At 62.9% G+C, this 24,771-nt stretch carries 25 protein-coding genes and 2 pseudogenes; 11 read left to right on the top strand and 16 right to left on the bottom strand.

The features are described 5' to 3' along the window. Nucleotides 1-202: DDE-type integrase/transposase/recombinase (locus CR103_RS08260; protein ID WP_143752549.1), on the top strand; the 202-nt coding region annotated here is incomplete at its 5' end. A 58-nt stretch (nucleotides 203-260) separates the two neighbouring features. Here CR103_RS08260 and CR103_RS23320 read toward each other — a convergent pair. The 6 genes and pseudogenes from CR103_RS23320 to arsC form a co-directional block, all read right to left on the bottom strand. Then, nucleotides 261-500 (bottom strand): annotated as a pseudogene (locus tag CR103_RS23320) (potassium-transporting ATPase subunit C); the annotation flags it as partial. A gap of 13 nt (nucleotides 501-513) precedes the next feature. Further along, nucleotides 514-2,634 (bottom strand): potassium-transporting ATPase subunit KdpB, encoded by a 2,121-nt coding sequence (gene kdpB / locus CR103_RS08250; RefSeq protein ID WP_099915516.1) that lies wholly within the window; start codon nucleotides 2,632-2,634, stop codon nucleotides 514-516. Between the two features lie 57 nt (nucleotides 2,635-2,691). Further along, nucleotides 2,692-4,476 (bottom strand): annotated as a pseudogene (kdpA, locus tag CR103_RS08245) (potassium-transporting ATPase subunit KdpA). Continuing rightward, on the bottom strand, nucleotides 4,476-4,562 hold the full coding sequence (locus CR103_RS24085) for a potassium-transporting ATPase subunit F (protein WP_099915494.1): 87 nt from the start codon (nucleotides 4,560-4,562) through the stop codon (nucleotides 4,476-4,478). The pseudogene kdpA and the gene CR103_RS24085 overlap by 1 nt, the downstream one beginning before the upstream one ends. Before the next feature lie 192 nt (nucleotides 4,563-4,754). Further along, nucleotides 4,755-5,504 carry a TorF family putative porin gene (locus CR103_RS08235; RefSeq protein WP_099915493.1) on the bottom strand — a complete coding sequence of 250 codons (750 nt, stop codon included), beginning with the start codon at nucleotides 5,502-5,504 and terminating at the stop codon, nucleotides 4,755-4,757. Between the two features lie 533 nt (nucleotides 5,505-6,037). Then, on the bottom strand, nucleotides 6,038-6,466 hold the full coding sequence (gene arsC, locus CR103_RS08225; RefSeq protein ID WP_099915491.1) for an arsenate reductase (glutaredoxin): 429 nt from the start codon (nucleotides 6,464-6,466) through the stop codon (nucleotides 6,038-6,040). Nucleotides 6,467-6,827: 361 nt separating this feature from the next. On the opposite strand from arsC, the gene CR103_RS22600 reads away from it, so the two are divergent. Then, nucleotides 6,828-7,037, top strand: a complete 210-nt coding sequence (locus CR103_RS22600; RefSeq protein WP_099915490.1) for a hypothetical protein — start codon at nucleotides 6,828-6,830, stop codon at nucleotides 7,035-7,037. A gap of 34 nt (nucleotides 7,038-7,071) precedes the next feature. Beyond that, nucleotides 7,072-8,079 (top strand): alpha/beta hydrolase family protein, encoded by a 1,008-nt coding sequence (locus CR103_RS08215; RefSeq protein ID WP_180279327.1) that lies wholly within the window; start codon nucleotides 7,072-7,074, stop codon nucleotides 8,077-8,079. Nucleotides 8,080-8,334: 255 nt separating this feature from the next. Here the strand turns inward: CR103_RS08215 and CR103_RS22595 are convergent, their stop codons facing one another. The 3 genes from CR103_RS22595 to CR103_RS08205 are packed head-to-tail and all read right to left on the bottom strand — an operon-like array spanning nucleotide 8,335 to nucleotide 11,641. Then, complete coding sequence (locus CR103_RS22595) at nucleotides 8,335-8,484, bottom strand: hypothetical protein (RefSeq protein WP_180279326.1); 150 nt, start codon at nucleotides 8,482-8,484, stop codon at nucleotides 8,335-8,337. A gap of 53 nt (nucleotides 8,485-8,537) precedes the next feature. Continuing rightward, the gene (locus tag CR103_RS08210; protein WP_229442902.1) at nucleotides 8,538-10,202 is read right to left on the bottom strand and encodes a SulP family inorganic anion transporter; all 1,665 of its coding nucleotides are present in this window, start codon (nucleotides 10,200-10,202) and stop codon (nucleotides 8,538-8,540) included. Further along, on the bottom strand, nucleotides 10,199-11,641 hold the full coding sequence (locus CR103_RS08205) for a GGDEF domain-containing protein (protein ID WP_099915488.1): 1,443 nt from the start codon (nucleotides 11,639-11,641) through the stop codon (nucleotides 10,199-10,201). The genes CR103_RS08210 and CR103_RS08205 overlap by 4 nt, the downstream gene beginning before the upstream one ends. A gap of 172 nt (nucleotides 11,642-11,813) precedes the next feature. Here CR103_RS08205 and CR103_RS08200 point away from each other — a divergent pair, with 172 nt between their 5' ends. The 3 genes from CR103_RS08200 to CR103_RS08190 are packed head-to-tail and all read left to right on the top strand — an operon-like array spanning nucleotide 11,814 to nucleotide 13,956. Next, entirely contained in the window at nucleotides 11,814-12,785 is a 972-nt protein-coding gene (locus tag CR103_RS08200; protein WP_099915514.1) for an SDR family oxidoreductase, read from the top strand. 37 nt (nucleotides 12,786-12,822) lie between these two features. After that, a complete protein-coding gene (gene ku / locus CR103_RS08195) occupies nucleotides 12,823-13,704 on the top strand; it encodes a non-homologous end joining protein Ku (protein WP_099915487.1) in 882 nt (293 codons plus the stop codon). Between the two features lie 18 nt (nucleotides 13,705-13,722). Continuing rightward, a complete protein-coding gene (locus CR103_RS08190; RefSeq protein WP_099915486.1) occupies nucleotides 13,723-13,956 on the top strand; it encodes a hypothetical protein in 234 nt (77 codons plus the stop codon). Between the two features lie 170 nt (nucleotides 13,957-14,126). On the opposite strand, the gene CR103_RS08185 is transcribed toward CR103_RS08190, so the two are convergent. Continuing rightward, entirely contained in the window at nucleotides 14,127-14,846 is a 720-nt protein-coding gene (locus CR103_RS08185; RefSeq protein WP_099915485.1) for an SIMPL domain-containing protein, read from the bottom strand. 31 nt (nucleotides 14,847-14,877) lie between these two features. Beyond that, nucleotides 14,878-17,265, bottom strand: coding sequence for an ABC transporter permease (locus CR103_RS08180; RefSeq protein WP_099915484.1), 2,388 nt, complete (start codon nucleotides 17,263-17,265; stop codon nucleotides 14,878-14,880). Nucleotides 17,266-17,781: 516 nt separating this feature from the next. Between CR103_RS08180 and CR103_RS08175 the strand changes: the two genes are divergently transcribed. After that, entirely contained in the window at nucleotides 17,782-18,168 is a 387-nt protein-coding gene (locus tag CR103_RS08175; RefSeq protein WP_099915483.1) for a DUF488 domain-containing protein, read from the top strand. A 12-nt stretch (nucleotides 18,169-18,180) separates the two neighbouring features. Further along, nucleotides 18,181-18,792, top strand: a complete 612-nt coding sequence (locus CR103_RS08170) for a uracil-DNA glycosylase family protein (protein ID WP_099915482.1) — start codon at nucleotides 18,181-18,183, stop codon at nucleotides 18,790-18,792. A gap of 312 nt (nucleotides 18,793-19,104) precedes the next feature. Here the strand turns inward: CR103_RS08170 and CR103_RS08165 are convergent, their stop codons facing one another. Continuing rightward, nucleotides 19,105-19,431 (bottom strand): transposase, encoded by a 327-nt coding sequence (locus tag CR103_RS08165; protein WP_229442909.1) that lies wholly within the window; start codon nucleotides 19,429-19,431, stop codon nucleotides 19,105-19,107. Nucleotides 19,432-19,716: 285 nt separating this feature from the next. On the opposite strand from CR103_RS08165, the gene CR103_RS08160 reads away from it, so the two are divergent. Both CR103_RS08160 and CR103_RS08155 read left to right on the top strand, forming a co-directional pair. Next, nucleotides 19,717-20,100, top strand: a complete 384-nt coding sequence (locus CR103_RS08160; RefSeq protein WP_099915513.1) for a BlaI/MecI/CopY family transcriptional regulator — start codon at nucleotides 19,717-19,719, stop codon at nucleotides 20,098-20,100. Further along, nucleotides 20,097-21,371, top strand: a complete 1,275-nt coding sequence (locus CR103_RS08155) for a M56 family metallopeptidase (RefSeq protein WP_099915480.1) — start codon at nucleotides 20,097-20,099, stop codon at nucleotides 21,369-21,371. Before CR103_RS08160 ends, CR103_RS08155 begins: the two co-directional genes overlap by 4 nt. A 51-nt stretch (nucleotides 21,372-21,422) precedes the next feature. Here the strand turns inward: CR103_RS08155 and CR103_RS08150 are convergent, their stop codons facing one another. After that, nucleotides 21,423-22,073 (bottom strand): CoA transferase subunit B, encoded by a 651-nt coding sequence (locus CR103_RS08150; protein ID WP_099915479.1) that lies wholly within the window; start codon nucleotides 22,071-22,073, stop codon nucleotides 21,423-21,425. 20 nt (nucleotides 22,074-22,093) lie between these two features. Then, nucleotides 22,094-22,792 (bottom strand): CoA transferase subunit A, encoded by a 699-nt coding sequence (locus tag CR103_RS08145; protein WP_099915478.1) that lies wholly within the window; start codon nucleotides 22,790-22,792, stop codon nucleotides 22,094-22,096. Between the two features lie 127 nt (nucleotides 22,793-22,919). Here CR103_RS08145 and CR103_RS08140 point away from each other — a divergent pair, with 127 nt between their 5' ends. After that, entirely contained in the window at nucleotides 22,920-23,489 is a 570-nt protein-coding gene (locus tag CR103_RS08140) for a PAS and helix-turn-helix domain-containing protein (protein WP_267873980.1), read from the top strand. A gap of 7 nt (nucleotides 23,490-23,496) precedes the next feature. On the opposite strand, the gene CR103_RS08135 is transcribed toward CR103_RS08140, so the two are convergent. Both CR103_RS08135 and CR103_RS08130 read right to left on the bottom strand, forming a co-directional pair. Continuing rightward, nucleotides 23,497-23,883, bottom strand: coding sequence for an acyl-CoA thioesterase (locus tag CR103_RS08135; RefSeq protein WP_099915511.1), 387 nt, complete (start codon nucleotides 23,881-23,883; stop codon nucleotides 23,497-23,499). Between the two features lie 56 nt (nucleotides 23,884-23,939). Further along, nucleotides 23,940-24,716, bottom strand: a complete 777-nt coding sequence (locus tag CR103_RS08130) for an SDR family oxidoreductase (RefSeq protein WP_099915477.1) — start codon at nucleotides 24,714-24,716, stop codon at nucleotides 23,940-23,942. Nucleotides 24,717-24,771 lie beyond the last annotated feature (55 nt).

The raw sequence follows: 24,771 nt of genomic DNA, 5'->3' as shown, positions 1-24,771 counted from the left end.
TGTCGAGCAAGACCATCGCGCCATCAAGCGGGTGACCAGGCCGATGCTCAACTTCAAATCGTTCCGCTCTGCCGGCGGCGTGCTCGCCGGCATCGAGCTCATGCACATGATCCGCAAGGGCCAGTTCGCTACCAATGGCGCCAATGAAATGTCATTCGCCGACCAATTTTATGCGTTGGCAGGACAAGTCCGTCCAGTTTGAAGGGCACAGTGGCGCTTCTAGAAAATTCCGCCTTTTGCCGAACAACGCGACAAAACCTGGCGTTGTTGGGCATCGGTCCGGTGGCCGATGGCCGGCCCCAAAAATAGCCGGGCGACGAGAACAATTGACCGATCAGCGTCGAGCCCACTGGCTTGCCTTCGCGCAGCACCAGGCTGCCGGATGCCTTGTCGGCGAAAGCGAGCTGGCCGATGCCGGTCACTGCCAAAGGATAAAGGACACCAACGACCAGCGTGAGGGCGCCAAACAGGACGAGGGCGGGACGCAAAGTGGATTTCATGAGGTGCTTTCTTTTATACGAGGTGAAGGACCGACAACACCATGTCGATCAGTTTGATGCCGACGAAGGGCAAGATGAGGCCACCCACGCCGTAGATCAGGATATTCCTGCGCAGCAGTGCCGCGGCGCCGATTGCGCGGTATTGCACACCCTTCAGGGCGAGCGGAATAAGCACGATGATAATCAGGGCATTGAAGATGACGGCTGACATGATGGCCGAATCAGGGCTGCTCAACTGCATGACGTCGAGCGCCTTCAGCTGCGGGTAGGTGCCGACAAACGCTGCCGGAATGATGGCGAAATACTTGGCGATGTCGTTGGCGATCGAGAACGTGGTCAGCGAGCCGCGCGTCATCAACATCTGCTTGCCGATCTCGACGATCTCGAGCAGCTTGGTCGGGTTCGAATCCAGGTCGACCATGTTGCCTGCCTCCTTGGCCGCCTGGGTGCCGGAATTCATGGCCACGGCGACATCGGCCTGGGCCAGCGCCGGTGCGTCGTTGGTGCCGTCGCCCGTCATCGCCACCAGCCTGCCCTGGGACTGGTAGTGGCGGATCAGTTTGAGCTTGTCTTCGGGCGTCGCTTCGGCCAGGAAATCGTCAACCCCGGCTTCGGCTGCGATGGCGGCGGCGGTCAGCTTGTTGTCGCCGGTGATCATGACGGTCTTGATCCCCATGCGGCGCAATTCGGCAAAGCGCTCCTTGATGCCGCCCTTGACGATGTCTTTTAATTCGACCACGCCCATCACGCGGCCGGCGTCGACCACGACCAGGGGCGTGCTGCCGCGCCGGGACACGTCATCGACCAGGCGCGCCATCTCGGCAGGATAAGGCATACCCAGCGCTGCCACCTGCTTGCACACCGAGTCGGCCGCGCCCTTGCGCACCTGGCGCTCGCCGATATCGACACCGCTCATGCGGGTGTTCGCGCTGAACGCAATGAAGACCGCATGCAAGCTACCCATTTCGCGCTCGCGGATATTGAACCTTTGCTTGGCCAGCACCACGATCGAGCGACCTTCCGGCGTTTCGTCCGCCATCGAGGCAAGCTGCGCGACGTCGGCCAATTGCTGCTCGGTGACGCCAGGCGCCGCAAAAAAGCCTGCGGCCTGACGGTTGCCGAGGGTAATGGTACCGGTTTTGTCGAGCAATAGAACATCGACGTCGCCAGCCGCTTCAACCGCACGACCGGAGGTGGCGATGACGTTGGCCCCCATCATGCGGCTCATGCCGGCCACGCCGATGGAGGACAGCAGCGCGCCGATGGTGGTCGGTATAAGGCACACCAACAGCGCGATCAGCACCGTGACGCTGACCGGAGATCCTGCGCCGGCCGCGGCGACACCGAACAGCGAGAATGGCAGCAGCGTTACCGTGACGACCAGGAACACGATCGTCAACGCCACCAGCAGGATGGTCAAGGCGATTTCATTGGGCGTCTTCTGGCGTTTGGCGCCTTCGACTATCGAGATCATACGATCCAAAAACGTTTCGCCAGGATTGACCGAGACGCGCACCACCAGCCAGTCCGACAGCACGCGCGTGCCGCCGGTGACGGCCGAGAAATCCCCGCCCGACTCGCGAATGACCGGCGCCGATTCGCCCGTGATGGCGCTTTCGTCGACCGAGGCGACGCCTTCGATGACTTCGCCGTCGATCGGGACCACATCGCCCGCCTCGACCAGGATCGTATGACCTTTGCGCAAGTCCGCGCCCGGCACCGGCAGCCATGCGGTGCCGTGTTTCGGCGTTGCCAGCTTCTTTGCCATCACGGTTTGCTTCAGGCCACGCAGCGATGCGGCCTGGGCCTTGCTGCGGCCCTCGGCCAGCGCTTCGGCGAAGTTGGCGAACAACACCGTAAACCACAGCCACACCGACACGGCCAGGATGAAACTGCTAGCGGCGCTTTCAAGCGTGTTGCTGATGGCGCGGAAATACATCAGCGTCGTCAGGATGCTGCCGACATAGACCACAAACATGACCGGGCTGCGGGCCTGCGTACGAGGACCGAGCTTCATGAAGGCGTCGACGATCGCGGGCCAGATCAGGCTGGCATCGAACAGGGTCAGCGACCTGCGCTGGCTTGCTGCGGTTGCTACGGTTGCGACGTTAGGTAGCGATTTTACTTGAGACATCATGGACTCCGTGGCCTCTGATCGTTACTTGATCGTTACTTGATCGTTACTTGCTAGTTACTTGCTATAGAGCTGCAGATGTTCGACTACCGGGCCGAGGGCCAGGGCGGGAACATAGTTCAGCACGCCGACAAGCAGCACTACCGCGACCAGCAAACCGACAAAAATCGGACCGTGGGTCGGCATGGTTCCCGGGGTGGCCTCGAGGCGCGGCTTGGCGGCAAGCGCGCCGGCAATCGCCAGGATCGGCACGATCACCGCAAAACGCCCGAACCACATGGCGATGGCCAGCATGCTGTTGTAGAAGGGCGTATTGGCTGACAGGCCGGCAAACGCGCTGCCGTTATTGTTGGCGGCCGAGCTGAAGGCATACAAGATCTCGGAGAAGCCATGCGCGCCAGGATTGGCGATGCCGGTCTTGCCGACGTCGAGCATGACGGCAATCGCGGTGCCGCCCAACACCAGGACAGGCGTGATCAAAATCGCGATCGACGCCATCTTCATTTCGTAACTCTGGATTTTTTTGCCCAGATATTCCGGCGTGCGTCCAATCATCAGGCCGGCAATGAAAACGGCCAGGATGGCGAACACCAGCATGCCGTACAGGCCGGAGCCAACGCCGCCAAAGACGACTTCACCGAGTTGCATCAGCAGCATCGGCACCGCGCCGCCCAGCGGCGAGAACGAATTGTGCATGGCGTTGACCGCGCCGCACGACGCCGCAGTGGAAACGGCCGCGAACAGGGCCGACGCAGAGATGCCAAAGCGGGTCTCCTTGCCTTCCATATTGCCGCCAGCCTGAAGCGCGCTGGCGGCCTAGTCAACCCCCAGCGCCGCCAGGTGCGGGTGGGCGACCTGCTCGGCCCCCATGACAACCAGGGTTCGCTTGGTACTTGAAACCGCCCCCTGCCTCAGATCACCCGCCATCCGGCCAAAAGCGAAGCACAAACCAGCGGGAATCAGGAAAATGGCGAGCATCTGCACGAAGTTGGACAGCGGGGTCGGGTTTTCGTAAGGGTGCGCGGAATTTGCATTGAAAAAGCCGCCGCCGTTGGTACCGATCATTTTGATCGCTTCTTGCGACGCGACCGGACCCATGGCAATCGTCTGGATAGTTGCGGCGACGCTTTGCATCAGCGCCTGGCCCTGGGCATCCTTGAGCGGCTGGCCATCGGCGCCGGTTTTCGGCATCGCATAGGCGACCGGATCGATCAGCTGGACTTCCTGGTAAGCGGAGAAATTCTGGATGACGCCTTGCCCCATCAGGAACACGGCAAACAGCAGCGACAGCGGCAATGGTACATACAGCGTTGAACGGGTCAGGTCGACCCAGAAATTGCCGATGGTTTTTAACGAGCGCGAACTGAAGCCGCGGATCAGGGCAAAGGCCACCGCCATCCCGGTAGCTGCCGAAAAGAAGTTTTGGCCGGTAAGCCCGATCATCTGGGTTAGGTAGCTCATGGTCTGTTCACCGCTGTAACCCTGCCAATTTGTGTTGGCAACGAAACTGACCGCGGTATTGAACGAGGAGTCCGGGCTGATATTGGCCAGTGACTGGGGATTGAGCGGCAGCCATGCCTGCAGGCGCTGCAGGGCAAACACAAACAGCGCGCCGATGCTGTTAAATACCAGCAACGCCAGCACGTAGGACTTCCAGCCCATGTCGGTCTCGGGCGACACGCCACCGGCCTTGTACAGCAGGCGCTCGATGCGCCCCATCCATGTCATGCCGGGGACGACGCCAGCGTCGCCGACCCGGGCCAGAACCAGGCCCAGAGGCCATGCAAGGACGAGAAGGACGGCCAGAAATGCGCCAAGCAGCGCCAAAGATTGCATGGTCATCACAGGTCCTCCGCTTTCAGGAGTGCGTGGCTCAGGTAGGCCAGAAGACCGGCAGCGACGATGCCTCCAATTTGCCAGATTTCCATTATTTGCCCCCCAACTTGTCGCAGCCGACCGCGAAAGCCCACGTCAGTGCAAAAAAAAGCACCAGCGCGCCGATGTAAATTGCATCCATGTCATCCCTCTTGCAGTATTGGTTTTTGATACGGCAAGCGTATCGCTTGCCGCGTAAAAATTTTATAAAGACTTAAACGTCTGTTGTAAACAAACTGTAAAAATCAAAAAGTTTTACTGATGGTGAGGACCAGCGCCGACTTGCCCAGGAATTTGCCATTGGCGGGCGAGGCATAGGCGACCTTGCCGGCATTGGTGCCGACATAGGCCAGCGCTGCGGTGACGACGCCGAAGTCGCGGGTGACGCCGGCTTTCCAGTCCGTATAGCTGGCGGCACCGTTGTGCGCTACGCGCTGGCGCCCTGCATGAAGGTTGACGATCAAGCCGTTGCCCGCATCGAGGTTGGCAGCCAGATCCAGGTAGCCACTGTGCTTGCTGTCGACGAAGCCGAACAGGTTCGTCACCGCATGCGAATACTTGACCAGCGCGGGTCCGTATGACAACTGCCCATACACCTCGGTGGTGTTGGCGCTGACGAAACCTGGCACGCTCGCCAGCTTGTTCGATGGGTAGACATAGGTCAGCACGCCGACGTCATAACCAAGCCCGGCCGACAGCTCGCCGCGCTTTCCTGCATACAGGTCCAGCTCGATATCGCCATCGCCGCCAGCATCTTTCGTCCATGTGATCGTCGAGGCCCAGGCGCCGGCGTAGATCCCGGAGCCGTTATGGACGACGTCGGCGCCACCTTGCAGTGCGGGCTTCAGGCGCGTCTGGGAAATGCCGCGATAGCGGTAGTCGCTGGTGACGGCGGCGTTGAAGCTCAGCTCGGTGGGGGCCTTGGCGTCATCGGCGCATGCGTTGCCAACGGCGAAGGTAGTCATCAAAGCTGCGGCAAGGATTGCAAATTTCATGTCAGTCTTTCTATGGTGCCTGGTGGAGAAAAATAAGAGAGTCGCTATCGACTGGCGGGTACAGGAATTGAGGTCAAGCTGTTTCGGATGGAAAATCCGATTGGCGCCGCAACGCCGTCATGCGAACGGCGCGCAACTACATAGGGCTTGCCGACGGAAACGGTGCACGCCCGAGTGAGGATAAAACGTGGTGATTGACTTCATGATGGCTCCGCCGGCAATACGTGATTGACCGGAAGAAGCGTAGCAAGCAAAGCGTAAAAATTTTCTAAAAAGAACAACGAGTCTTGTAAACGCGGCGTAAAAATGCGCTGGTTGCGCTGGTTGCGCTGGTTGCGCTGGTTGCGCTGGTTGCGCTGGTTGCGCTGGTTGCGCTGGTCTTGCTGCTTCGTGCCGACGTGTTGCCGGCGCGTGTAGTTTCAATTGCCGCCGGACCGGGCTGGTTTGGTCAGGGTACGGACGGACGACCCGGCCCAGCCGCGCTACCTGGTCACCGAAACGGCGGTCGGCTGCGGCCGGCCTGACCGCCACCGTTATCCCGGCGTGATGCGCCGACCGGCACTGTCGATGACCGCTTCGCCGTCTTCCTTGCTGAATGCGTTCAACTGCGGCAGCGGCAGGATATCGAGCACCAGTTCAGCCGGCCGGCACAGGCGCACGCCGTAGGGCGTGACGACGAACGGACGGTTGATCAGGATTGGATGGGCCAGCATGGCGTCGATCAGCGCATCGTCGGCCAGCGCCGGGTTGTCCAGCCCCAGTTCGGCATACGCCGCTTCGCGCGTGCGGATTGCTCCGCGCACGGTGAGGCCGGCGGACGTGATCATCGCCTTCAGAAGCGCATGCGAAGGCGCACTGGCGAGGTAATCGATCACAATCGGCTCGACGCCGGTGTTGCGGATCAGCGCCAGCGTATTGCGCGAACTGCCGCAGCGGGGGTTGTGGTAAATCGTGATGTCCATATCAATCCTGTCGTTTCCGAAAAATGGATGATACAAGCGGCGCGCGCGGCGCCGCCTCTTTTTCGCTTGCCCGGTCCGCGAGCACGAGACGGAAGACGAAATTTCCGCCGTGCAGTTTTTGTTTTCATGGTGATAAGCCCATCTAACGACCTGAGCGCCAGGTCGCACGCGTGGGCCGGTATGCCGGTCGGGCGCGGCGCGGCTACCGGCCCTACTTGCTGCGCACCCCCGGGGTCAGTTCCGACATTCGGACACGAGCTCGGCACTAGCGTAAATATTCCAGCACTACGCATGAGGCCGTGTCCGAATGTCGGAACTGACCCCAGCGACGTTCCAGCACTACGCATGAGGCCGTGTCCGAATGTCGGAACTGACCCCAGCGACCGACAAGGCCGCCATCGCTGCCGTCTGCAAAGGCCATCATGGCCTGCACCCGGAACTGGAAGCGCCGATCATGCTGGCGCCGTCGCGCCAGCTTGGCCCTGGCGGCGCGGCGCCTTCGCCTTGGTTCGACGAAGCCCGGCTGCGCCTGGTCGCATCGACTGTCGGATCGCTTCGGCAATCCTTATAGTGATCGTACTTTCTCAACCACGTCAGGAAAAAACATGCGACACGCGATCAAGACCTTGTGCACTATTGCTTCTTTTTCCGCTTTGACGACTGTGGCCATGGCACTTGCCGCGACGTGCGCCCATGGCGCCGGATTCCAGCACGGAATTGCCGCCGACCCCAACGGCAAGCCGCTGGAAATTGGCATCTGGTATCCGAGCCAGGCAACACCGAAGTCCATGACCATGGGACCGACAACGATGCCGGTTGCGTTCAATGGCCCAATAGAAGGACGCGCCTTGCCGCTAGTGGTGATGTCGCACGGCACTGGAAGCTCGTTCCTGGGGCACTACGATACCGCCATTGCCTTGGCCGACGCGGGCTATGTCGTCGCCGCCGTCACCCATACGGGCGACAACTATGCCGACCAGAGCCGCAGCGTATTGATCATGGATCGCCCCCGGCAAATGCGCCGTGTGATCGACCATATGCTGTCAAGCTGGGACAGCCGTGCGACGATCGATCCAGACCGTATCGGGATGTTCGGATTTTCTGCCGGCGGCTTTACGACCCTGGCAAGCATCGGCGGGCTTGCTGATTTTTCCAGGGTGGGTCCGATGTGCGGCGCACATCCGGCAGATTTTGCATGCCAGTTGATCGCGAAGGCCGCGACGGCTGGTACCGCGCCGCCCGATGCAAGCCCTGTGCAGGACGATCGCATCAAGGCTGCGGTTGTGGCGGCCCCGGCCCTGGGGTTCGCGTTCTCGCCGGATGCACTGAAACACGTCAAGATACCGGTGCAACTCTGGCGTGCCGAGGACGACGCCATGCTGCCGCACCCCCGTTACGCGGAAGCAGTCCGGCTCGCGCTTCCGAAAATACCCGACTACCATGTGGTGCGCAAAGCCGGCCATTTTGACTTCCTGGCACCTTGCAGTGCTGCACTTGCGAACATTGCCGCAGTCATTTGTAAAAGCGGCCCCGGCTTCGACAGGGTGGCGTTTCACCAAACCTTCAACGCCGCGGTGGTCGATTTTTTTGGCAAAAATTTGAAGCGCGACTAAAACGCTTCGCAGCAACGCAGGCCGAAATTGACCGCCTTCGACACCGCTAACACACCGCGTCGAGCAAACCCTACTCGCGGATGAACACCATCACCGCGCCGACGCCTTCGCCGGTGCGCACCCCCAGGGGTCAGTTCCGACATTCGGACACGAGCTCGGCACTAGCGTAAATATTCCAGCGCTAAGCATGAGGCCGTGTCCGAATGTCGGAACTGACCCCCGGGGTCGAATGTTGGAACTGACCCCGGGGCCGGGTCATCGCGGCCGGCGGCAGCGCACCAGGCGGAACCAGAAGGCACTCTCGAATGCCAGGCCGAGCAGGAGCAGTCCGGCGGTCGACCTGTCGCCTATGGCGTACAGGATAATTGCCGCAAGCAGGCAGACGATGGTGACCAGATGGCGCATGTGGGTTCCTTTTGTGTTCGATCCGACAACGATGCCACAGCGGCATGCGGCTGTCATCCTTTTCCGGCCAGCTCATCCCACGCCATCGCGGTACTCAAAAAAACCTTGCCATTGAGCGTGGACAGCAGGTCGCTCGTTTTCAGCCGGTCGAGCACCGGGCCTTTTACCTCGGCCAGGTGCAGCTTGACGCCGCGGTGGCGCAGCAGCACGTTCAGTTCGATCAGGCCGAACAGCGCCGAGGTGTCGATCGCGTTGACCGCCGACAGCACCAGCACCAGGTGGCGGGTGAAGCAATGAGCTGAATGCGCGGCGAGTTCTTCCTCGATGCGCGCGTTGACGGCTTCGACGTTGCCGAAGAACAGACCGGCGTCGATGCGCAACAGCAGCACTCCTGGGGCGGTTTCGCCCGGATAGCGTTCGATGTTGCGAAAGTGCTCGGTGCCGGCGATGCGGCCCAGCACGGCAATGTGGGGCCGGCTGGCGCGCCAGATCAGCGTGCCCATCGACAGCACCACGCCGATCACCACGCCTGCCTCCACCCCCAAAACCAGTACGCCGCAAGCGGTCGCCACCAGCGCCAGCGCGTCGCCGCGGTCGTAGCGCAGCGCCGTGCGCAAGGTTGCCAGCTCGAGCATGCCGAGCACGGCGACGATGATGGTGGCGGCCAGCGCCGGCAGCGGCAGCAGCGCCAGCCAGCCGGTCGGCGCCACCAACGCCAGCGCCAGCAGCAGCGCGCTGATGACGCTGGCCAGCGGCGTGTTGGCGCCGGCCGAAAAATTGACCGCCGAGCGCGACATGCTGCCGGTGACCGGGAAGCCGCCGCTCAATGCGCTGCCGAGGTTGGCGGCGCCGAGGCCGATCAGTTCCATATTGCTGTGCAGTTTCTCCTGGCGCTTGAGCGCCAGCGCCTGGGCCGCCGACATGCTGATCAGGAAAATCATGAAGCCGATCAGCAGCGCCGGCTGCAGCAGCGCGCGCCAGTGGCCGTTCGACAGCGCCAGGTTCAGGCCCGGCAAACCGGCCGGCACCGCGCCGGTGGTCTTGACGCCGGCGGCGGCCAGGTCGAACCAGGCTACCAGCACGGTCGCGCCGATCACCACCACCATCGGCGCCAGCCGCACGCCAATGTCGGCGCCGCCGGGACCCATGCCGAGCGCGCGCAGCAGCCGGGCCAGCCAAGCGCGTGCCGCCAGCAGCAACAGCAGCGAGCCGGCGCCGAGCATCAGGCTCGGAAGATGAAACCGCGGCAGTGCGGCCCCGGCCAGCGTCGGCACCTGACCCCAGGCGATGACGATGGCCGAGCCGATGGTAAAGCCGCTCATCACCGGGCGCGAGAAGAAATTGGCGAGAAAGCCGAAGCGCAGCAGGCCGCACGCCAGCAGCGCTATGCCAGAGAGCAGCGCCAGCTGCGCGGCCAGCACCATGTACAGGCCTGAACCGGCAGCGGCCAGCGGGCCGAGGGCGGCGGCGGTCATCAGCGCGACGATCGCCATCGGGCCGACCGACTGCGTCATGCTCGAGCCGAACAGCGCGTACAGCAACGGCGGCAGGATGCTGGCGTAGATGCCGGCCACCGGCGGCAGGCCTGCCACCATCGCGTACGCCATGCCCTGCGGGATCATCATCATCGCCACCACGACGCCGGCGCTGATGTCGCCAGCCAACAGGGATCGGCGATAGTGCTTCAGCCAGCCCAGCCACCCCGGCGTGTTCGTCACTGCATCGCCAGTTCCACGCAGTTGCGCCCTGCCCGCTTGGCGCGCGCCAGCGCAGCGTTCACCCGCAGCATCAGCGCGTCGGCGCTTTCCTCGCCGGCCACCTGGGCCACGGCGAGGCTGACGGTGAGCCGGTCGCAGCCGGGAAACGCGGTGGCGGCGATCGCGGCGCGGATTTTCTCGGCCATCGTCAACGCGTCGATCGCATTGGTGTGGGTGGCGACGACCTGGAACTGGTCGCCGCCGGTGCGCGCCAGCAGGTCGCTGGTACGCAACTGGCCATGGGTGATTTCGGCGACGATGCGCAGCGCCGCGTCGCCGCACGGGTGGCCGTAACGGTCGTTGATCGCGTTGAAATGGTCGACGTCGATGGCGATCAGCGCCAGCGGCGCATGGTAACGGCGCGCGCGCTTGATTTCCTGCTCGAGCACTGCTTCGCCGCGGCGCCGGTTGGACACGCCCGTCAACGCGTCGGTGATGGCGATGTCGGTCAGCCGCGCCAGCAGCATTTCGCCGTCGCGCCGGGTGTCGAACATGCGCAGCCCGAAGCCGGCCAGCTGCGCCAGGTCGGCCAGCGTGCTCAAATCGTCGCGCGACAGCGCAGCGGCGCGCCCGAACATCAGGCACAGGGAACCGAGCGGCGCGCCGGGACCGCGCGCCAAAATCGGCACGCCGACCACCATTGCCGCGCCGATCCGGCCGAGCGCCGCGGCAAGGCCAGGGTCGTCCGCCTTGTCAAGCGCGTCGAGGCAGGCGAATTCGCCGGTGAACGCGGCGATCAGGCCGGGAAAGCCGCGCCGCAATGGCGACTGCGCCAGCAGCGCGGCAAGATCGATTTGCACCGGTGCGTGCTGGTGCTGGGCCGCCAGCGTCAGCTCGGGCGGGTTTGCATCGGACAGCTGGAACATCGCCGCGTACACCACGCCGGGCCAGCCACACAGGGCGGCACAGGCGCGCGCGGCAAGGTCCGTCTCGTCGTCGGCCTCGATCACGGCCTGCTGGAAGCACGAGCGCAGCGCCGCCAAGCCGGGCTGGCCAAGGCCGTCGGCCGTCGCCGATGGCGCATACGTGGCGAGACGCTCGTTCAGTTCGGCGTCGTTCAAGGGGCCCAAAAGATAGTCGAGCGGGCCGAACGCCATCAAGTCGGCCAGCCAGCCGGCGGCGTCAAACCGGCACACCAGCAGCACCGGCAAGCCGTGGCGCTGCGCGACCAGGCTGCCTATGGCGGCAAGGTCGAGGCCGCGGTCGAAGCACTCGAGGTCGATGATCAGCAGGTCGACCTGCTGATGGGCGAGGACGTGCACGGCCTGCGTGGCATCTTCGGCGACGAACAGACGGCCGAATTGCCGGCCGCACGCCGCCTGGAAATCGACCCGGCGGCTGGCCGCCGGATTGAGAAACAGCCCAACCTGCCGGGTGCTGTCTTCAAGCTGCTGCGACATACACTCTCCTCGAAACATGGAACCGCGCTACGGACGCTATTGTCCACCCATAGTTTGCCATAAAGAACAATAGCGGCGCAAAGACGAAATACGCGATTGTGTGTGCGAGCGCACCGTCAGGCCGGGACGCCGCGCAAGATACTAAAAAAACACGACAAAAAGGATGCTCATCATGGCCACGCAAGACGATGTAGCGGAAAAGCAAAAGGCGATCCAGAGCCGCCAGGACCAGAAGGATGCGTCGCCGTCGAGCGGCGGCGCGGCCCAAGGCGCGGTACAGACCGGCCTGGTGACCTACCCCGGTCCGCCGCTACCGATACAGCACATGAGCAAACCCGGCACCGAAGCCGACATGGAATTGAAACCCATGTTCATGGCCGGGCATTACAAGGGCAGCGGCAAGCTGCAGGGCCAGGTGGCGATCGTCACCGGCGGCGACTCCGGCATCGGCCGCGCGGTGGCGGTGCTGTTTGCGCGCGAGGGGGCCGACGTCGCGATTTTCTACCTCAACGAGCATGAAGACGCGGCCGAAACCCAGCGCTGCATCGAAGCCGAAGGCCAGCGCTGCGTCACCGTCGCGGGCGACGTCAAGGACATGGAATTCTGCCAGGAGGCAGTCGACAAGGTGGTAGCCGGCTGGGGCCGGCTCGACGTGCTGGTCAACAACGCCGCATTCCAGGAACATGCCGGCTCGCTCCTTGACCTGACGGAAGATCGTTTCGACGAGACCATGCGCACCAACATCTACGGCTATTTTCACATGGCCAAGGCGTGCCTGCCCTACCTCAAGCGCGGCGCCGCCATCGTCAATAGCGGCTCGGTGACGGGACTGAAAGGCGCGAAACATTTGCTCGACTACTCGACGTCCAAAGGCGCGATCCACGCTTTTACGATGTCGCTCGCGGCCAGCCTGCTCGACCAGGGCATCCGCGTCAACGCGGTCGCGCCCGGCCCGGTATGGACCCCACTCAACCCGGCCGATCAGTCGTCCGGCGAGATCACCGAGTTCGGCGCGCATACCACGTATCGCCGCCCAGCCCAGCCGGAGGAACTGTCGCCGGCGTATGTGTTCCTTGCCTCGTCGGTCTGCTCCAGCTACATCAGCGGCATCGTGTTGCCGGTGACGGGCATGGTCGGCGAATAGACCCACCTACAGACGACCAAGAACGAAAGGACGCGCGATGACACGCACCATCTGGAAGGGAGCGATCAGTTTCGGGCTGGTGCATATCCCGGTCGAGATGTACCCGGCGGTAGTCGATAACGGCCTCGACCTGACGATGCTCGACAAGCGCGACTTTTCGCCGGTCGGCTTCAAGCGCTACAACAAGGGCAACAACAAGGCAGTGGCCTGGGACGACATCGTCAAGGGCTATGAATACACCGAGGGCGAATACGTGGTGCTGTCGGACGAAGACCTGCGCCAGGCCAACCCGGAAGCGACGGCGACGATCGACATCCTCGCTTTTGTCGACGCCGGCGACGTGCCGCCGCTATACTACGAGCAGCCCTACTACCTGGCCCCCGGCAAGGGCGGCGACAAGGTGTACGCGTTGCTGCGCGAGGCCTTGCGCGCGGTCGGCAAGATCGGCATCGCAACGGTCGTCATCCGGGTCAAGCAGCACTTGGCGGCGCTGGTATGCATCGGCGACGCGATCGTGCTCAACACCTTGCGCTATGCCAGCGAGATCCGCGAGACCGACGACCTGGACCTGCCGACCAGGAGCACCAGGACGGCCGCGGTGTCGGACAAGGAACTCAACATGGCGATGGCGCTGGTGGCCGGCATGAGCGAAGAATGGAAGCCGGAGCAATACCGCGACACCTACCGCGAGGACGTCATCGCGCTGGTCGAAAAAAAGGTCAAGGCGAAGGAAACCAAGACCATCACGATGCCGGGCAAGCAAAAGGAGCGGCCGAGGTCGCGCAACGTGGTCGACCTGGTGGCGCTGCTGCAGCAAAGTATCGGCAAGAAGCCCTGCAAGGGACCTGCGGCCGCGGCCGCGCCCAAGGCGGTTCCGGCCAAGGGCCACGCGCCGGCGCGCCGCAAGTCGGCGGCCTGAGTTGGATGCGGGGCCGGGATGGCGTACTGGATCGACTTGCTGCAATGGCCGGCGACGGCGGTAACCTTGTACGCCGCCTACCTGGTCGGCTCCAAGCGCGACGACCGGCGCGTGCTGGGGTTCGTCATGTTCGTGCTCAGCAACGTGTTGTGGATTGCCTGGGGCTGGCATGACGGCGCCTGGGCGCTGATCACTTTGCAGTTCGGCCTGTTCGCGATGAATCTGCGGGGGATTTTGAAAAATGAAAAGTAAGGGCTGGCTCTAAACCGCGATAGTCTCTTCTTTCCGGCACCACCAGTAAATAATACTACGCCGTATGCCTGGCGTTAAAGGCGGCGCGGCGCGGGGCGGGGTTTCGCGCACCGAGAAAGAGATCGCGCGCCAGTACGCGATCATTGGCAAACTTCCTTGCTTCACATTGCTTATTTGATCCGGAAAATGACATCCACCGACTGCATCATTTTGATCATGGTGACCATCAGCAAGGTGTCGCGGTCGTACTCGCTGCGCCCGACGGGGCGGGTGAAACGAACCGGCTCGGCAGATGCCATCCCCATCGCGCGCGTCATGTTTTTCAGCTCGCCGGTGGAAACGCCGCCCACCGGCCCCAGCTTGCGCCCGAAGCCGGCCGCGATCGCCTCGGCCTTGCGGCGCGCGGCCTTGATGGCGTCAACGGTCAACTCCGCTTCGACCTCCTCGCGCTTGCTGACGTCGAAGCCGGTCATGAAGCCGTCCAGGTTCGGCATGTTGAGCAGCGGCGACACCAGCGCCTTCCACTTTTCGAGGTCGCGCACCTTGATGTGGACGCTGCACTTGATGTCATATTTCGGTTCACCGGGCTGGGCCGGCTCGCCCTTGCGGATATCCTTGCGCAGGTCGCGGATCTGGACGTCGTCCGCCGGCAGCGCCAGCCCTGCCATCAGCGCCCTCACCTCGGCGATGCGGGCCTCGACGACTTGGCGCGCCGCCTCCGGTTCGGCGTGGTGTGCGGAAATCTCGAAATCGATCTCGCCGACGTCGGGTGCAACGTAGACGAAACCGGTGCCGCCGGCGTGGATGAATGGATAGTCGGGCAATTGCGACGCCGATGCAGCGAGAGAACTGAGCATTATCGTCACGGCGGCAATGAACTTTTTCAGCATAATTTCCTTAAAGTGATTTGGATAAAATACGTCAATTTTGCAGCGCCAACGCCGGCGACATCCTTACTGCCGCCAGCGTATGGCGTGCGGTAGCGACCAGCGCGACCAGGCCGACGCAGCCGAGTGCAAGCAGCGGCGGCCACCAGCCCAGCGGCGCGCGCTCGGCAAAGCCGGACAGGTAGCGCTCGGTGGCGAACCATGCGGCCGGCAAGCCGATCAGCGCGCCGATACCGATCAAGACGGCAAATTCGCGGGCGATCAGGCGGCCCACGTCAAAGCCGTCGGCGCCATACAGTTTGCGCAGTACGATCTCGCGCGCGCGCCGCCTGACGCTGTAGGCCGACAGCACATAAATGCCGAACGACGCCAGCGCTGTTGCGACCACGCTCGCCGCCGCCAGGATCTGCGCAAGCCGCAGGTCATCGCTGTAATTGTTGGCGAACACGGCGCCGGCCGGCTCGATATCCGGCACGGCGTTCGGAAAGTGCCGCGCCAGCAAGGCCTCGACCTGCGGGCGCACCGTGGCCATTGCGCCTTCCCCGTCCACCCGCGCCGTCAGCACGCCCTGGTTGACGCCGATCCGGTACACCATCGGTCCCGGCGCCTGGCGCAGCGTCTGGTAACGCAGGTCGGGCGCGATGCCGACGATGCGCAGCGTCGCGTTGAACATCTGGCCGAGGGCCGCCTGCGGCGACGCGAACCCGAGCGCGGCGGCGGCGCTGGCGTTGATCACCACCGAGGTGCTGGTGGGTCCGTCCTGACCTGGATCGAACACCCTGCCGGCCAGCGCGCGGACGCGATAGACGTCGAAAAATTCCGGGCTGACCAGCTTGGCCTCGACCGCCACCGGTTCCAAGCCTGGCCGCACGACGTTGTAGACGATCTTGTTGCCGTCACGCCCGATCGCCTCCGACACGCCCGCCACGCCCGCCACGCCGGGCAGGCGCGCCAGCGCATCGCGAAAAGATTGCACTTGCGCCGCACCAGGGTCGCCCGGCAGCGCCACCACCAGTAGCGGCGCCGCGTCAAAACCGGGATCGGCATGGCTGGCATAGCGGGTTTGGCCGCTCACCGCCAGCGTCATGGCGATCAGGCCGATGGCGGCGGCGAACTGGAACACCGACAGCACGCGGCGCAGCATCAGGCCGTGCCGCGTTTCGCTGTTGCCGCGTCCCTGCAGGCTGGCGCTGGTACCCTGGCCGAGCGCCAGCCAGGCCGGGTACAGCGCCGACGCCAGGCCAACCAGCGCGCCAAGGGCGAACATCGCGCTGCAACTCGCCATCGAAAAAAATCCGGTCAGTGGACGGTTCACCAGGTCGGCAAACAGCGGCAGCGCCAGCCACGCCAGCAGCAGGGAACACAGCGTTGCCAGCAGCGACACCACCAGCGATTCGGCAATCAGTTGCCCGGCCAGCCGGGCGGCACTGACGCCGAGCACCTTGCGCATGGCGATCTCGCGCTGGCGCCCCAGCGTGCGCACGGTTGCCAGGTTGACGTAATTGGCGCCGGCCAGCAGCAGGATCAGCAGCGCCAGCGCGGCCAGCCCCGCCACCCCGGCCTTGTTGCCGTACCGCGCGCCGCCGCGTCCTGCCAGCAGATCGGGATCGAAATAGATCTCCGACAGGCGCACCATGCCGATGTCGGTCAGTTTCGTATAGGGGGAGCCGGCGGGCAGCTTGAAGGTGAGCCTGGCGTCGCGTGGCGCGACGGCCGCTTGCAGCAAGGCCGCCAGCGCCGCGTCATCGACGCTCGGCGGTGCCTTGATGTAGACGGCGGCAGAGCTGAACCATTCCGCGCCGGCCCTGGTGGGCGCGGGATCCCAGCTGTGCAGGCCGGCGCCCAGCAATACCTCGTAACGCACGCTGGTGTTGGCCGGCAGGTCGGCAATAATTGCCTTCACTTCGAACGGTGTGCCGTCGATCGACAGCCGCTTGCCGAGCGCATGCGCGTCGCCGAACAGCTTGCGTGCCTGCGACTGGCTCAACACCAGGGCATCGGGCCGCGCCAGCGCCGCTTTGGCATCGCCCTCGATGGTGCGGATGCCGAAAAAGTCGATAAAATTCGCGTCCGCCACCTGCAAGGTCAACGCTACAACGCGGTTGTCGATGCGGGCCGCAAGGTCGAACGAGCGGGCCGACGTCGCGCTCACCTGCGGGCCGCTGCGCGTCGCCACTTCGCGCAACGGCGCCGGCGCGGTGGCGCGCCAGTCCGGACGCGGCAGCATGTTGCGCCGTTCCTTGACGACGAAAATATGCGCGCTGTCGGCGATCGCCGCGTTGTAGGTGAAGCTGTAGCGCACCAGGCCGAGCAGCAGGAAACACGCCGCGAAGCCGACCGCCAGGCCCAGCACCACCGCCAGCGAATAGCCGGGTTCCTTCTGCAGCAGGCGCCAGCCGACACGATAATCGCGCAGATGCATTTCGACTCCGGTTTGATGTAGACAATGCTGTCTATGCTATGGCGGCAGCCCTGTCGTGGCAAGTTATTTGAACATAAATATTTTTGTAGACAGCAGTGTTTAGCCGGATGTTGCATAAATCTTCCCTGATCTCACATTGCAGGCTCGCTGGCATCTGCCGCCAACGTCGGGCGAAGCAGCCCCACCCGCTGAAGCGAATGGCTGAACGACCGTTAAGCAGTAATTGAAATTGGTGGGTGGCGCGTTCTCGACTGGCCGGACGTGGCGTGCTCAGGAGGTGTTTGGCGCGCGCGGCCCCAACTGCCGCTTGGTCAGGCCGATCTGGCGGTCTATCCCATTGAGCAATCACTTACGGCATCCTTGCCCTTTTTTATGCAATATCCGGGTTAGATCGGTACCCGGCAATCTACTGAGTAGCAATGCACGAGCATCAAGACGCCAACACACCGCTACACTATGGCATTGAAAAAATAAGCGATTATGATCAGTTGTTCACACCACCACCGATCGATACAAATGAGCAGCAGGATCAAGGTGGACAATGTCAGACTAAAACGGGCATACGAACCGCCAGCCCATGACGATGGCACGCGCGTATTAATCGACCGATTATGGCCGCGCGGCGTGACGAAAGTTGACGCAGCACTGGATCATTGGACGAAAGAACTTGCGCCCAGCACCGCGTTGAGGAAGTGGTTCGCGCACGATCCCGCGCGTTGGCCAGAGTTTTGCGCTCTGTATGCCAAGGAAGTGCGTCAGCATGAAGGCGCGCTCAGGGAACTGCGCGCTTTGGCGCGCACCGGTCGGATCACACTTGTTTATTCTGCCCATGACGAAGTGCATAATGACGCGGTCGCCCTCAGAGCCTTCCTCCTGGGCAGGAAGATGAAGACCACTGGCTGACCCGTAGCCAATATGCCTACACCACAATACCCCACCCTTGCAGGATTATTAACGGCAGTGCGTCAATGTCGTGCCTGCGAGGCGCATTTGCCGCTCGGCCCACGCCCGGTGTTGCAGGCCGGCGATGGCGCGCGCATCCTTATCGTCGGCCAGGCGCCGGGGACGCGCGCGCATGCGTCGGGAATACCATGGGATGATCCCAGCGGAGAACGTCTGCGCGCCTGGATGGGCATTGACGCAGCCGGGTTCTATGACGCATCGGAAATTGCGATTATCCCGATGGGATATTGCTATCCGGGACGAGGCAACGGTGGCGACCTGCCACCACGCCGCGAGTGCGCGAGTCTGTGGCTCGATCTTTTGATGGCAAAGCTGCCGCAAATAGAAATGACGCTCTTAGTCGGGTTGCACGCACAGCGTCATTTTCTAGGCAATCGGCGCAAGAGTTCGTTGACCGCAACGGTCAAGGCTTGGCGCGAGTTCGCGCCTGAATATCTGCCGTTACCACACCCCTCGGCGCGCAACACTCCATGGTTCCAGCGTAATCCGTGGTTCGAACATGAGATTTTGCCGGCGCTGCGGGAACGGATCGAGTCGATCACTGGCAGTACGCAAAATCCTTAAACGGCGTGTTGGGTACCCATCATGCGTTTAAGTTGACCCCAAGAAGCCCTTCGCCCTGGCAAAGGTGCATACCGATTCAATCGTCGCGCCGAGATGGTCGCAATGTTGGCTAGGCCGAATTTCCGCATTCTTGTTACTTCGATTGTATGTCGCCGACGGGGTCAACCATGCTGTCGATATGTCTTGATTGGCCGTTGCGCCATACTGGCCGGCGCGAGCTCCCCGTGCGCGCTCACCGGGATGAGCCGGGACTCAAACGGTGCGTTGCCAGGGAGATGTAAGGCGGCCCTCCTGCCAAGGCTCCCCTTTGCCTTATACAAACATCAGGAAGCCGTCCGAAAAACACACCAAGCCCGCCAGGCCTACAGGGATGGAGGTCCACCAGATACGCTTGGCTTTCATCAGCCCCGCGATGGAGTTAATCAGGCCCTCGGTCTGGTGCAGCGGCAGATGAAATGCCAGGCGCAACATCAACGCCGTCTCAATCGCCAGATCCGAATAGCAGGGCTGTCCGCCAGCGGTAAGTCGGGGCGCCGCGTTCCAGCCGGCGATAGCCGCCTCCGTCACCCACAGGGTCAGGTTGCCACAACGGCCAAGTCCGGCGTCATGATCGGCCCAGTGCGTCACCTTGTACTTCATCTTCGGAAGTGGATGGCGACGCTGTTCGTTGAGCAGGAGTGGCCCGACAGCGGACGACAACGCCCCGCCTTCGACGTCGGCCCGCGCTAAAAAACCGGGAATGGAAGCAAAGCGGAGCTGTTCTGGTTTAAAATTCATCTCGGGCAAGGTGTGTTTGTGTTGAACGAATAGGTTTCTAGATAATTCCCATTCTGTCAATCGCTTACGGCATCCTTGCCCTTTTTTATGCAATCTCCGGGCTAGGTGCATTAACCTCACTTGAAGATCAACGCGCCAGGAGCCGGCATGAGCACGCTACCCACCATTCCCAAGCCGACCGCGGCCGAACTCGACCTTCTGCAGACGCTGTGGCCGCTCGGCGCCGCCACCGCCAAGCAAGTGCACCAGAAAATCCTGAAAGCACGGCCCGACGTCACCTATGCCACGGTGCTGCGCCTGATGCAGATCATGCACACCAAGGGCTTGCTGAACCGCGACGAGAGCGAACGCTCGCACGTGTACGCGCCGGCCCAGGCCCAGGACTCGCTGCAGACGAACCTGCTCAAGGACCTGATCCAGAAGGCGTTTTCCGGTTCGGCAAAGGCGCTGGTGCTGGCTGCGCTGCGCAGCGGCATCTCGAAAAAAGAGCGCAAAGAAATCGAAGACATGTTGAAAGATGAGAAAAAATGAGCGCAGCCTCACTCGTTGGCAGCATCGGCTGGACCCTGCTGCATTTCCTCTGGCAAGGCGCGCTGATCGGCTGCGCCACCGCCGTCGCGCTGGTCGCCATGCGCAACGCCAGGCCGCGGCAACGCTACGCCCTCGCCTGCGGCGCCCTGCTGCTGTGCCTGGCATGGCCGGCGCTCGAACTGGCGGCACGCCTTTCAAACGGCGTCGATACCGGCGCCGGCGTGACGGTGATGGCGCGCATGGCGCCGGCGGCATTCGTCACCGACAACAGCGCGCTGGCCTGGTGCCAGGACAGGCTGGGATTGATCGTCATGGCGTGGGCCGCCTGCAGCGCGGCGCTGACGGCGCGCCTGGGCCTGGGCCTGCTGTGGATCGGCCGCGTCGCCAGGGGCCATGCGGGCAATCCTCACTGGCAAGCGAAGCTTTCAACGATGGCGCTGCAGATCGGCATCAGCCGCGCGGTGCGCCTTCGCATCGTCGACAACCTGGCCAGCCCGGTCACGGCTGGCTGGTGGCGCCCGGTGGTGCTGGTGCCCGCCTCGCTCATTTCCGGCATGCCGCCCGAGCTGCTCGAAGCGCTGCTGGCGCACGAACTCGGCCACGTCAAGCGCGTCGACTACCTGGTCAACCTCGGCCAGAACGTGGTGGAGACGCTGCTGTTCTACCACCCTGCCGTGTGGTGGATTTCAAGCCGCATCCGCGCCGAGCGCGAACAGATTGCCGACGATGTGGCAGCAAGCCACCTGGGCGAGCCGCGCCGTCTTGCGCTGGCACTTTCCGAACTGGAGCGTTTCCAGTTTTCCACCCACCACCTGGCCCAGGCGGCCAACGGCGGAGACTTGATGTCGCGTATCCAACGTTTGCTGCGCCCCGATGCGCAGGCGCTGAACTGGAAAGCGGCGATCCCCGTGCTGGGCCTGGCCGCGGCCTGCATCGCCGGCTGCGCCCAGACGCCGCTCGAGCAAGCGCCAGCGGCGCCGGTCATCCCGGCCGTCGCCAATTTTAATAGCTGTGCCAAGCCGGTATGGCCGAAACAATCCCTGCGTGACGGCAACCAGGGAACGGTCACGCTCGCCTTCAAGATCAGCGCCGATGGCAAGGCGGAACAATCCAAATTGCTGAAGTCGAGCGGCTTCCCCTTGCTTGACGAGGCGGCGCTTCAAGGGATTACGAAGTGCCGGTTCAAGCCGGCCACGCAAGCGGACACGCCAGTACCTGCATGGATGCAGATGCAGTATGTCTGGACGCTGAAGAAAAACAAGGGTGATTGAACACTGCTGAAAACACTGGCCGGGCATCGCGCCCCGGCCATTTTTTACCGTTCAGACCGCCGAAACGTCGATCTCGGCTTCGGTGGCCGCAACCAACTGTTCGCGCGTGACGCCAGGCGCCAGCTCGATCAGCTTCAAGCCGGTGTCGCTCACATCGATGACGCCCAGGTCGGTGATGATCATGTCGACCACGCGCACGCCCGTCAGCGGTAGGTTGCACTGCTTGAGGATCTTGGGCGACGTGCTGCCGTCCTTGGCGGTGGCGACATGTTCCATCACGACGATGACGCGCTTGACGCCGGCCACCAGGTCCATCGCGCCGCCCATGCCCTTGACCATTTTGCCGGGAATCATCCAGTTGGCCAGGTCGCCGTACTGCGACACCTGCATGGCGCCGAGGATCGCCAGGTTGATCTTGCCGCCGCGGATCATGCCGAACGAATCGGCCGAGCTGAAATACGCCGAACCGGGCAGTTCAGTCACTGTCTGCTTGCCGGCGTTGATGACGTCCGCATCGACTTCACTGTCAAGCGGGAACGGGCCGATGCCGAGCAAGCCGTTTTCCGACTGCAGGTACACCTCGATGTCGTTCGGTACGTAGTTTGCAACCAGGGTCGGCAAGCCGATACCGAGGTTGACGTAAAAACCGTCTTGCAATTCCTTCGCTGCGCGCGCAGCCATTTCATCACGTGTCCATGCCATGTCAGTCTCCGAATTTTAATTTATGTGGAACGCACGGTGCGCTGCTCGATGCGCTTTTCCGGGTTCGCGTTGACGACGATGCGGTGCACGAAAATGCCCGCCAGGTGAACACTATCAGGTTCGATCTCGCCGATTTCGACCAGTTTCTCGACTTCGACGATGGTGATTTTGCCGGCCATCGCGACGTTCGGATTGAAATTGCGGGCGGTTTTGCGAAACACCAGGTTGCCGGCGCGGTCGGCCATGTACGCCTTTACCAGCGACACGTCGGGGTTCAGGCTGCGCTCGAGGATGTAGTCTTCGCCATCGAACTGGCGTACGTCCTTGCCGTCGGCGACGATGGTGCCGACACCGGTCTTGGTGAAGAACGCCGGGATGCCGGCGCCGCCGGCGCGCAGCTTTTCGGCCAGGGTCCCTTGCGGAGTGAATTCGATGTCCAGTTCGCCGGCCAGGTACTGGCGCGCGAACTCCTTGTTTTCGCCGACGTACGACGAAATCATCTTCTTGATCTGGCGCGTGGCCAGCAGCAGGCCAAGGCCGGCATCGTCGACGCCGGCGTTGTTGGAGATGGCGGTCAGGCCCGTCACGCCGGAATCGCGCAGCGCCACGATCAGCGCCTCCGGGATGCCGCACAGGCCGAACCCGCCGACGGCGATGGTCTGGCCGTCTTTTACGATACCGGCCAGTGCCGATGTTGCATCAGGATAAACTTTATTCATACCCGTCCCTTTTATAGTTGGCTAAACGCTCTTTCTTACCCCAGAGTCGGTTCTCAGCATAAAATACACCAGCCAAAAGCACAATACCGTAGAAATACCTGCCATTCCAACAACCGGGATCTTCGATTTGCATCAGCCCAAAGCACCTTACGCTATTGACTACGAAACAATATTCCAGTTCGCGCCGGTCGGCATGTGCATCTCGGTCGACCGCGTGATCCAGTCCTGCAACGAGGCGCTGGCATCGATGTTCGGCTACGACTGCGCGGCGCTCGAAGGCCAGTCATTCCAGGTGCTTTACCCGACGCTCGACGAATTTTTGCGCACCGGCGACCGGATCATCCCGATCATGAACGCGAAAGGATGCTATTCGGACGAGCGCATCATGCGCCGCGCCAACGGCGAACTGTTCTGGTGCCACGTCAGCGGACGCGCACTCGACCCGCAGCATGCGCTCGGCGCCGGCGTGTGGACGTTCGAAGACGTCAGCGAGAAGCGGCCGGTAACGGCCGAACTGACCCCGCGCGAACGCGAGATCGCCGCCCTGCTGGTGGAGGGAAAAACCAGCAAGGTGATCGCGCGCGAAACCGATCTCAGTCCGCGCACGGTGGAAATGCACCGGGCCAAACTGATGCGCAAATTTTCAGCGTCGACGTCGTCGGAACTGGTGCACAAACTGCTCGGGGTGTCGCGCTAGCGGCAGTTCAAGCTGCCGGCAGCAGGGTGCGGATCCGATCCGGCAGCGGCACCGACTTCTCGGCCGGAAAATTCACCCACACGACCTTGGCGCCGCCCTCGGCAACCACCGGGCCGGCCAGTCCGTCGGCGCCAACCAGGCGAATTTCGTGGGTCATCTCGAAGCTCGAACGGCCGGGCGGGCCGACCAGCGTGCTCACTTCGATGTCGCCCGGGTACTTCAGCTGCTTCAGGAACGAACAGTGCGCATTGACGATGACGGGCCCCTCGCCGGCCGGGTCCGGCGCGGCGTTGACCTCGTCGAACCAGGAAATGCGGGCCTGCTCGATATAGCGGAAATAGACGGTGTTGTTGACGTGCCCCATCGCGTCCATATCGCCCCACCGGATCGGCATACGCATCAGATGGACCTGAACCTGGCCCCGGCCCGGGACCTGAACTGGCTCGACGGTCATTGCGCCATCATGCCGTCATCGGCGGTGATGATGGCGCCGTTGATGAAGTGGGTCTCCTCGGCCGCCAGCAGCAGCAGCAGGCCGTCGAGGTCTTCCGGCTTGCCGGCGCGCTTGCGCGGCAGCATGTCGATCAGCTTCTTGCCCTGCTCGGTGCTGAAATATTCCTCGTTGATCTCGGTCGAGATGTAACCCGGGCAGATGGCGTTGGTGTTGATGCCGTACTTGCCCCACTCCACCGCCATCGCCTTCGTCATCTGCACCACGCCGGCCTTGCTCATGCAGTACACGCCGATCTGCGGCATCACGCGCAGGCCCGCGACGGACGCGATGTTGATGATGCGGTGCTGTTTTTTCGGGTCGCCCTTGGCGCGCGCGATCATTCGCTTGGCCGTCTGCTGGGCGACGAAAAAGGCGCCGCGCAGGTTGGTGTCCATGATGTACGAATAATCTTCCTCGCTGACGTCGACCAGGCGCTGGGTGGTCGAGACGCCCGAATTGTTGACCAGGATGTCGATCGGACCGGCCTCGGTTTCGGCGTGGGCGATCGCCGACTTGATGCTGGCCATGTCGGTGACGTCGAGCGTGACGACGTGAGCGGCACCGCCGTCGGCTTCGATCTCGGCGCGCAGCTCCTTGAGCAGGTCGGTGCGGCGCGACGCCAGCACCACCTGGGCGCCGGCGCCGGCCAGCGCCTTGGCAAAGCGCGCCCCAAGGCCGCTCGAGGCGCCCGTGATCAGGGCGATTTTTCCTTCAAAGTTGACTTCAATGCCCACGTTTGGCTCCTGTACAGTGTGCTTAAGAAGGCATAATCATTACACAAATTGCCAG

It is taken from the genome of Massilia psychrophila, from assembly GCF_002760665.1.
In the GTDB taxonomy this organism is placed as follows: Bacteria; Pseudomonadota; Gammaproteobacteria; order Burkholderiales; family Burkholderiaceae_D; genus JAFCUW01.
Note: the sequence above shows the minus strand (reverse complement) of the source record. Positions and strands in the feature narration are given on the sequence as shown.

Coding starts and splice junctions, on each gene's coding strand:
- kdpB (WP_099915516.1), bottom strand. CDS start 2,634: ATGTCTCAAGTAAAATCGCTACCTAACGTCGCAACCGTAGCAACCGCA.
- CR103_RS24085 (WP_099915494.1), bottom strand. CDS start 4,562: ATGGAAATCTGGCAAATTGGAGGCATCGTCGCTGCCGGTCTTCTGGCC.
- CR103_RS08235 (WP_099915493.1), bottom strand. CDS start 5,504: ATGAAATTTGCAATCCTTGCCGCAGCTTTGATGACTACCTTCGCCGTT.
- arsC (WP_099915491.1), bottom strand. CDS start 6,466: ATGGACATCACGATTTACCACAACCCCCGCTGCGGCAGTTCGCGCAAT.
- CR103_RS22600 (WP_099915490.1), top strand. CDS start 6,828: ATGTCGGAACTGACCCCAGCGACCGACAAGGCCGCCATCGCTGCCGTC.
- CR103_RS08215 (WP_180279327.1), top strand. CDS start 7,072: ATGCGACACGCGATCAAGACCTTGTGCACTATTGCTTCTTTTTCCGCT.
- CR103_RS22595 (WP_180279326.1), bottom strand. CDS start 8,484: ATGCGCCATCTGGTCACCATCGTCTGCCTGCTTGCGGCAATTATCCTG.
- CR103_RS08205 (WP_099915488.1), bottom strand. CDS start 11,641: ATGTCGCAGCAGCTTGAAGACAGCACCCGGCAGGTTGGGCTGTTTCTC.
- CR103_RS08200 (WP_099915514.1), top strand. CDS start 11,814: ATGGCCACGCAAGACGATGTAGCGGAAAAGCAAAAGGCGATCCAGAGC.
- ku (WP_099915487.1), top strand. CDS start 12,823: ATGACACGCACCATCTGGAAGGGAGCGATCAGTTTCGGGCTGGTGCAT.
- CR103_RS08190 (WP_099915486.1), top strand. CDS start 13,723: ATGGCGTACTGGATCGACTTGCTGCAATGGCCGGCGACGGCGGTAACC.
- CR103_RS08185 (WP_099915485.1), bottom strand. CDS start 14,846: ATGCTGAAAAAGTTCATTGCCGCCGTGACGATAATGCTCAGTTCTCTC.
- CR103_RS08180 (WP_099915484.1), bottom strand. CDS start 17,265: ATGCATCTGCGCGATTATCGTGTCGGCTGGCGCCTGCTGCAGAAGGAA.
- CR103_RS08175 (WP_099915483.1), top strand. CDS start 17,782: ATGAGCAGCAGGATCAAGGTGGACAATGTCAGACTAAAACGGGCATAC.
- CR103_RS08170 (WP_099915482.1), top strand. CDS start 18,181: ATGCCTACACCACAATACCCCACCCTTGCAGGATTATTAACGGCAGTG.
- CR103_RS08165 (WP_229442909.1), bottom strand. CDS start 19,431: ATGAAGTACAAGGTGACGCACTGGGCCGATCATGACGCCGGACTTGGC.
- CR103_RS08160 (WP_099915513.1), top strand. CDS start 19,717: ATGAGCACGCTACCCACCATTCCCAAGCCGACCGCGGCCGAACTCGAC.
- CR103_RS08155 (WP_099915480.1), top strand. CDS start 20,097: ATGAGCGCAGCCTCACTCGTTGGCAGCATCGGCTGGACCCTGCTGCAT.
- CR103_RS08150 (WP_099915479.1), bottom strand. CDS start 22,073: ATGGCATGGACACGTGATGAAATGGCTGCGCGCGCAGCGAAGGAATTG.
- CR103_RS08145 (WP_099915478.1), bottom strand. CDS start 22,792: ATGAATAAAGTTTATCCTGATGCAACATCGGCACTGGCCGGTATCGTA.
- CR103_RS08135 (WP_099915511.1), bottom strand. CDS start 23,883: ATGCCGATCCGGTGGGGCGATATGGACGCGATGGGGCACGTCAACAAC.